The sequence below is a fragment of the Pseudogemmobacter sp. W21_MBD1_M6 genome, from assembly GCF_052119585.1.
Classification (GTDB): domain Bacteria; phylum Pseudomonadota; class Alphaproteobacteria; order Rhodobacterales; family Rhodobacteraceae; genus JBGQOJ01.
The window spans coordinates 1-7,772 of sequence record NZ_JBGQOJ010000047.1 but is presented as its reverse complement, the minus strand read 5'-3'; the positions used below and the strand labels follow the sequence as shown (position 1 = coordinate 7,772).

The 7,772-nt window shown below is 52.6% G+C and carries 6 protein-coding genes and 1 pseudogene; 6 read left to right on the top strand and 1 reads right to left on the bottom strand.

Translation table 11 applies throughout. The features are described from left to right. From ACEN2R_RS20305 to ACEN2R_RS20290, 4 genes are all read left to right on the top strand, one after another. A partial coding sequence (locus ACEN2R_RS20305; RefSeq protein ID WP_442044683.1) for a hypothetical protein occupies window positions 1–1,259 on the top strand: 1,259 nt, incomplete at its 5' end. Window position 1,260: 1 nt separating this feature from the next. Beyond that, a complete protein-coding gene (locus ACEN2R_RS20300; RefSeq protein ID WP_442044681.1) occupies window positions 1,261–2,088 on the top strand; it encodes a CsgG/HfaB family protein in 828 nt (275 codons plus the stop codon). Continuing rightward, the gene (locus tag ACEN2R_RS20295; RefSeq protein WP_442044679.1) at window positions 2,085–2,489 is read left to right on the top strand and encodes a curli assembly protein CsgF; all 405 of its coding nucleotides are present in this window, start codon (window positions 2,085–2,087) and stop codon (window positions 2,487–2,489) included. The genes ACEN2R_RS20300 and ACEN2R_RS20295 overlap by 4 nt, the downstream gene beginning before the upstream one ends. A gap of 1,245 nt (window positions 2,490–3,734) precedes the next feature. Beyond that, entirely contained in the window at window positions 3,735–5,150 is a 1,416-nt protein-coding gene (locus ACEN2R_RS20290; RefSeq protein ID WP_442044678.1) for a capsular polysaccharide export protein, LipB/KpsS family, read from the top strand. Between the two features lie 62 nt (window positions 5,151–5,212). On the opposite strand, the pseudogene ACEN2R_RS20285 reads toward ACEN2R_RS20290, so the two are convergent. Then, window positions 5,213–5,335, bottom strand: a pseudogene (locus ACEN2R_RS20285) (IS630 family transposase); the annotation flags it as partial. 199 nt (window positions 5,336–5,534) lie between these two features. On the opposite strand from ACEN2R_RS20285, the gene ACEN2R_RS20280 reads away from it, so the two are divergent. Further along, a complete protein-coding gene (locus ACEN2R_RS20280; protein WP_442044677.1) occupies window positions 5,535–6,290 on the top strand; it encodes an AAC(3) family N-acetyltransferase in 756 nt (251 codons plus the stop codon). Then, window positions 6,274–7,596: a DUF4910 domain-containing protein gene (locus tag ACEN2R_RS20275; RefSeq protein WP_442044675.1), complete on the top strand. Its 1,323-nt coding sequence runs from the start codon at window positions 6,274–6,276 to the stop codon at window positions 7,594–7,596. The genes ACEN2R_RS20280 and ACEN2R_RS20275 overlap by 17 nt, the downstream gene beginning before the upstream one ends. Window positions 7,597–7,772: the final 176 nt, after the last annotated feature.

The window sequence follows — 7,772 nt, the reverse complement described above, 5'->3', positions numbered from 1 at the left end:
TTGTCAACATCGGGCAAGGCGGCATGTCTTCCAGCGTCGCTGTCATCCTGAACGGGGCAGACAACAGGCTTGATCTGACCCAAGCCGTCGACGAAGGCTTCGGCGGAGGCTTTGATAACAGGATGGATGTCAAGCTTTCGGGGATCGGCAACGATGCCTCGATCAGCCACATGGGGGACGATAACGCCACCAGCCTCGACATGGAAGGCGACGATAACACCCTGGACATGGCGCAGCGGCTTTTCACAAACGTCGGCGTGGTGCAGCGCGGCAGTTCCAACCTGATTACCCTTAATATCGATGCTGAACAGAGTGCGCTTTTCGATCTGCGCGGCGACAGGAACGACATTGATCTGCGGATCGGCAGGGGCAGGTCTGACTACTTTTGGTCTGAACCCAGCCGGGTCATGACCATTGCTGGCAATGACAACCGTGTCAGGCAGGTCGTTGACGCAATGGGAAGTGGCCGCAGCAAGGTTGTTATCGCCGGGGATGGAAACACCTATGATATGGAGGATTTCGCTTTCGATCCGGGTTCAAACGGTGGAAGCGAGGTGCTGCGGGAGAATGTTGACATTCTCGGGTCTGGAAACCTCTTGTCGTTTCATAATTTCGATAGCGTTGGCGGCAACCTGGCGCTTGATGCGAGGGTGCGTGGCAATTGGAACCGCTTCTTCATGGACCAGTCGTTGGGGCTTGCTGTCGACGTCGAAGGGTCCGGGAACGAGATGCTTTTCAACCATGTCCAGGCCGCTGATTATGATTTCCGTGCCGCGGGCGACTATAACATCTTCGAAATCAGGGATTCTGTCCTGAAAAATTCGGCGACATGGATCCAGGGCAATGATAACGTGCTGAGAGCCTCTGGACTGGCCCCGCGCGAGTTTCACAACGAGATCGCCGGCGACAGCAATTGGATTACGTTCAACGATTTGGCCGAGATCAGCGAGATGTTCGCCTATCAGACGGTGATCGTAGGCTCGCAAAACGTTCTGACGGTTGGGTCGGCGCATGAGGGCACCTATGATCCTGCCGATTATGTCGGCACGGTCATGCTGCTGGGGGATCGCAACGCGGTGTCGGTGACCCATGGGCTGGCCTCGTTCGATGTGAACCTTGTCGGCAGCGACCACAAATTCGACGTATCCTATGACCCGGCGCTGAACGCCTATACCCATGCGGTTACGGCGGTGGGGTCGGGGTCGGCGGTGTTCACGTCCGAAAATGGCGTTGTCACGATCACACGCTCTGGTGCCTGACATGCAAAGACAAGGATACGGCCGGGCGCAGCGCCTGCGCCCGCTGCTGGCCGGACTCTGCCTTGTGGGGCTTGCAGGTTGCGCTGTGCCCCCCGATGCGGCCGTGCCGGTGCCACCGGCACTGGCCTTTGCGCCGATCGCGCCGCCGCTGGTGGTCGCGGTCATCGCAATCGAGGACAAGACCGGCAGCACCCGCCCCTCGGGCAGCCAGAATTATGCCGATCCGTCGCGCGCGGTCAGCCAGGGGGCTGTCGAAATTCTCAAGCATCTGCTGGGGCAGGCGCCGTTTGACCAAGCCTATGACCAGATGGACCGGCAGAACCTGGCCGAGTTGTTGACCGAACGGCGGATCGCCGAACAGTTCAACCTGAAACGCAAGGAAAGCGCGGGCCTGCCCCCCGCCGACACCGTGCTGGGCACACTGATGGCCCCTATGGTCGAGGGGTTGATCACGATCGACGAATTGCGCCCGGTCGATTACCTGCTGTCGGGCGCGGTTGTGGGCTATGATCCCAATATCACCGATGACGGCTATGGACTGATGGTCAACGGCGTCGGCGTGACCGAGCGTCGCCGCACCGACCGGATCAGCGTCGTGCTTTACATGACCGATGTGCAGTCGGGCCGTGTGGTGGCCAGCGCTCACAAGCAGACGACCGTCGGCGCCACGCTGCGCAAGCTTTCGGCCATGGGCTATCCGGTAACGGATCTGCTGATCGAGATCGAGGGCGGTCGCGCTGTCAATGATGCTGTCACAGACGAGCTGTTCGCGGCCTTCTATCTGGCGCTGGTCGATCTGACCGGGCAAATGCGCGAGATCCGATCATGAGGGTCTGCGCCGCCGTCCTGATCGCCCTGCTGCCGGTTGCCGCTGTCGCCGGACCGCTGGAATTTTCCTTTGTCAATCCGTCTTTTGGTGGCAATCCCATGAACGGTGCGATGCTAATGTCGCGTGCCGATAAGTTCCGTCCCAGCAACCCGGTGGTAAAGGATATTAAGACCCAAGCCGATTATTTCATCGAGCAGTTGCAGCGGCGCACACTGTCGAGCCTTGCCACCGCGCTGTTGTCAGATCTGTCCGATCCCTCTGGGTCAGCCGAGGGGTCTTATGTCTTTGAGGATTTCACGCTCGATTATGTCCGCGAGAACGACATGATCCGCCTGCTGATCGACGACGGCCTGCAGATCCTTACGATCGAACTGCCCTCTTATGCCTTCGATGCCGAGTAGAATGCAGATTCATAATAGCTCATCCAGAGGCGTGATGAAGTGATGATCCGACCCTGTTAGCTTGGATGCCAGTACCGCATCGAAGGTCGCCTTTCCCGACGGAAGCTGGGTCATGCTACACCATCTTTCGCGGTTCGCGACAGTAAAACGAAATGCGAGCCAAGCGGCGTTGGCCGAGCTAATTTGGTGGCAGGATGTAGTCTGATTCTATCTGGGCCGATATCGGTGGTTTCTGTCCCTCGTTGGCCACTTCAGCGTCTTCGTCACGTTAGCACGGTCAGAACCCCCGAGCAAAACCCAACCCGTTTTGGAACGTTTGTGGCTGATCGCAGTAGCGCGCCGTTCACTGCGTCCCGGCAAACTTGCAAGGACGGCGTACAGCCGACCTGCGACAGCGCAGCGTGATGCCCGCGTTCGTCATGGGTTAAATGTCGGCTTTCTACCCCGATGCATATCCGGTTCGCAGCTATGGCGAAGGTCCGGAGTCCGCCGAACATGTCTAATGCTGCACCCACGAGGATCCAGGCTGCGACTGGGTATTTTGGGCTGGCCGCAGTTCGTCACAGCGTCACTTGCGAACTACCGGTTCGGGCAGGGTGTTGTGTCGGCTCGACCAAGCGATCAGGGGCGAATGCTAAGTTTGAAAGCGATTAACTTGCATTTGGTGCCAAATGTTCATGTCAACGCCATGTCAACGCGCGTACGTCTTTTTCCGACGGGTTTTGAGGGCTAAAGCATGCGAATATTGTTCAATGTTTGGTTCACAAATTTGTAAAATCAAAGGCTTATCGGCTAAGTGCCTGTTTTTGCTAACCTATTGAAATTGTTTGCTTATAGGCTCATAACCTGAAGGTCGTCAGTTCAAATCTGACTCCCGCAACCAAATTATGCAAATAAAACAGTGACTTACACAGCGCCCTAAGGGGCGCTAAACGTGTTTCAAAATTTGAGTCACCACCTGGTCACCAAAAATGGCCAACGCGATGCAAGCTTGTTTCTAGACACAGAAAAGTGGCATCAACAATCAAATTTGAGCCGGATGTATCGACCATCGATGGTGAACGACATATAAAGTCGATTATATTGGCGAAGAAGAGCTTGAAGAGGCAGGGTTAGTCGGTGATGCCGTACAGATCCATTTAAGAGTGAACACTTGATCTTCTGGCCTGATCACGCGATGTAGACGTGACGCGGCAGGCCACTTGGGGAATGTCGGATATAAAATTATTGCCCGAAGGACATTCAATGACAGTGGTAGCCGACACTCTGAGCGGAAAGCGCATATTTCTTGTTGGCTTTCATGATAACGAATGCGAAGCGTTGTTGAACGAGGGCATTGATTGCGGGGCCTGGATCAGGGATCCTCACAAAGGAGAAAAGCCTTTTGATGCAGGTGTCGAAACACACATGCACTCCGATGTCAGAGATGTTAAATTAAATTCTCCTGCAGGGATTTTTTTGCCTCATGATCTAAGAGATCATATTTTGTTTAATTATTTTGATATGTTTCGGCGTCACTTTACGCGAAACTATCTTCTTGAATTTTCGGTATTGCGCAGTTGGAATGCCCTAGATAATGTTTTCCATATTGCTGCAAATTTCTTTTATGATGTTTTACTTCGCCAACGCATTACGACAGTAGTGTTCTCTAATTTTCCACACGAAGGGTCTTTGATCATTCTATATGGATTATCTAAAGCAATGGGGTTAGAGGTTTTAATCTGTCACCAAAGCCCATTTCCTGAAAGATTTTGGATCATGAAGGAAATTGAAGATTACGGCGTGTTCAAGACCGTGAACGGTTGCAATCAAACGATTCCGCTTGCCGATGCGCCTGAAGAACCCTTCTATATGAAGAGTAATATTAAAAGAGAATTGCGAATTAAATACAGAAAGAAACTAGGAAAAGAATGCCTGAAGTTTCTATTTAAACTACTTGCATTCACGTTCATTTGGAATCCTAAATCCCTAGCGAGAAGCAATGTTCGCATAAACTGCGCATCGGATCAATACAAGCTTATTTCTGAAAGCGCGCACAACATGAGCGACTTCAATCGGAATGAAAAGTTCATTTATTTTCCTTTGAGTCTGCAACCAGAAATGACCACAGACACGATTGGCCTTCGATTTGGCGATCAACTTCTCGCCCTAGAGGAACTCTCGGCTGTCCTTCCCGAAGGAATGCTGATTTATGCTAAGGAAAACCCCAAGCAAACTTATCATATGCGTGGGGAAAGCTTTTACCGTCGACTGAACGCGATGCCGAATGTTCGCTATTTGCCTGCCGACGTGCCGTCTTTCGATCTGATTAAGCACTCGCAATGCGTTGCTCCTGTCACCGGGACCGCCGGATGGGAGGCGCTGTTAATGGAAAAACCTGTCATACATTTTGGCGTGACTTGGTATCATGATCTGCCGGGCGTTCATCAGTGGCAAGGCGCTGAAACATTGGCAACCGCGCTGTTGTTCACGCCGGACAGGGCCAAGCTTGCAGCTGCCTTCGATCGCCTGAGCCGGAAATCATACACCGGCATGGTCGACCGGGGCTATGCCCCGCTTCTGGCCGAATACGACCCGACTCATATGGCAAGGAAAACCGCTGCCTCGATCGTTTTGGCTCTAAAAGAGACACGACAGGACGCCGCAGCGGCCCCCGGGTAGCACCCGCAGGGCCGCAATTTTCCGGTTTTTATGCGTATCCCTGCGACCGAATTGACCTCACTCACGTTATATTCCTTGAGGGATACGACGTGGAAATTGTCGGTGTCGCGGAACTCGCGCCATTTATCGGGCAGTGTTTTGCGGAAGAAGTCGAAAATACCTTCACTTAACTGATTGAAGGTAGCGCAAATGAGTTGTTGCGCAAATGCAACTCGGGAAGCCATGCTGCGCTCTCTTTGCCCAAAACCTTGGTCCGCCGCACTAGCTATTTGCCGCACAGTCTTGAACCGTCTCGAGTTTACCTGGGGCCAAAATTCGTGCTACTGCAAATATATGGCTGCGGGCTTGCCCAAGCTTTAGCATTGCGGAAAGGACACGTAAAACATGCCGGAACTGGCTGAGTATTATTCCCAATGTGGAATAGCCGAGGGAGGTGTGCTGCTTGTCCATAGCTCCATTTCACGGACGCTGAAAACATTTTGCACTACTCCGAATGACGTTATTAGCGCTCTCCAGAAAGCCGTTGGATCAGAGGGCACGTTGCTGTTTCCCTTGTTCAACTTCGATTTCACGAGTGGCGTGCCGTTCGACATCAATACGACCGAGAGCCAAATGGGCGCGTTAACAAATGCGGCTCGACTGTGGCCCGGGGCCGTCCGGACAGGCCATCCAATATATTCATTTGCAGCAATCGGGGCAGGTGCGGATCACTTTGAAGGGCTTACAAACCACTCTGGGTATGGGCCAGACTCACCGTTTGCAAAGCTCACTGAGTTGGATGGGCAAATCGCCGTTATCGACCTGCCAGATCAGAACTCGATGACATTCTACCATCATGTTGAAGAAAAATTGTCGGTTCCATATCGCTTCCATAAGAACTTTTCCGGTCCCTATACAGACGCGTCTGGACACACAGAAGAACGCACGTTCAGTATCTTTGTGCGCGACATTGAAAAAGGTGTCAGAACCAGCGTTGATCGGATGGGAAAACGCCTTTGGGATCTGGGTCTTTACAGTGGTCAGCTTCCGGGCGATGGGTGCGGTATGCGCGTGATAGGCGCCAAGGCTTTGTTTGAAGAGACCAAGGCCGTGATTGAGCAAGGCAAGGCGCTGGAGTATTTGTATGACCTTGAACGGTGAACAGTATGCGTCTGATATTTTCCAAAATGGCGTGGGGCAATGGTGTCATGATCTTGCCACCGAACTGTGGCCGATAAACCGGTCGCTTACAGGTCCGGGGCTGCGTCAAACACTCGAGCGATTGGGTGCAGAAATCCCATCGTTGGAGGTTTTCGAGGTGCCGTCCGGCACACAGGCCTTCGATTGGAATGTACCGGACGAATGGGTGCTGCGACGCGCTTATATCGAAGATGATAAGGGCAATCGGATCGTTGATACGATGTCAAGCAACCTGCATGTTATGGGTTATTCCGAACCCGTGGATGCGTGGATGGACTTGGAAGAACTCGAAACCCATCTCTATTCAATGACAGATCAGCCTGATGCCATCCCTTATGTCACATCATATTACAAACGACGTTGGGGTTTTTGCCTTAGCCAAACAGCGCGCGATCAGTTGCTACCGGGGCAATATCACGTGGTTGTCGACGCAGACTTAGGCCCTGGCGTTTTGAATTATGCCGAGATTATCCTACCCGGCGAGACAACCGAGGAAGTTTTCCTGTCTACGTACGTTTGCCATCCGTCGATGGCCAACAACGAGTTGTCTGGGCCGGTCGTAACAATAGCACTTGCCAAATGGCTTTCGTCTCTTCCGACACGAAAATACACGTACCGCATTGTTTTTGTTCCTGAAACGATTGGCTCTATTGTTTACTTAAGCCGTAATCTCGAGGCGATGAAGGCAAATATCAAGGCCGGATTTAACATCACTTGCGTAGGGGATAATCGTTGCTACTCGTTCCTTCCGTCTCGAAACGGTGCGACGATTGCAGATAGCGTTGCAAAGCACGTTTTGAAACATACCGACCAAAACTACGCAGTTTACTCGTGGCTTGATCGCGGCAGCGATGAGCGGCAATATTGTTCTCCGGGTGTCGATTTGCCTGTGGCCACTATTATGCGTTCGAAATACGGCAAGTACCCTGAATATCATACGTCATTGGATGATTTGGAGAATGTTGTGACGCCATCTGGTCTGGAAGGCGGGTTTACGGCGTTGCAGCGAGCCATCTTTATCATAGAGAATGACTTCGTGCCACTTGTCACTACTCTGGGCGAGCCGCAATTGGGCAAGCGCGGCCTTTACCCAGATATCTCTGTGAAGGGCCCTGCAAATGACTCTCGTGCCCTGATAAATATGATTTCCTATTGTGATGGCACGCGGTCTCTCTTGGAGATTTCTGATACAATCGAGCTCCCGTTCTGGGTGCTGTTCGAGATGATGAAACCGCTTGCCGCAGAGGGTCTCATTAAACGTATATAGCCGCAATTCATGTAACCTATAGGCGAGTCCACGCGATGATGTCGCGGCTATAATCGTCAAAGATCGCGCTGAGATAATACCATTCCCAGCCAATGATTTTTAAGGGCACCTCGATTTTTACGAGTTTTCAGCTCCACACCTCGGCGCTACCGGTTTGAAGGTGGCCGGAGACCACT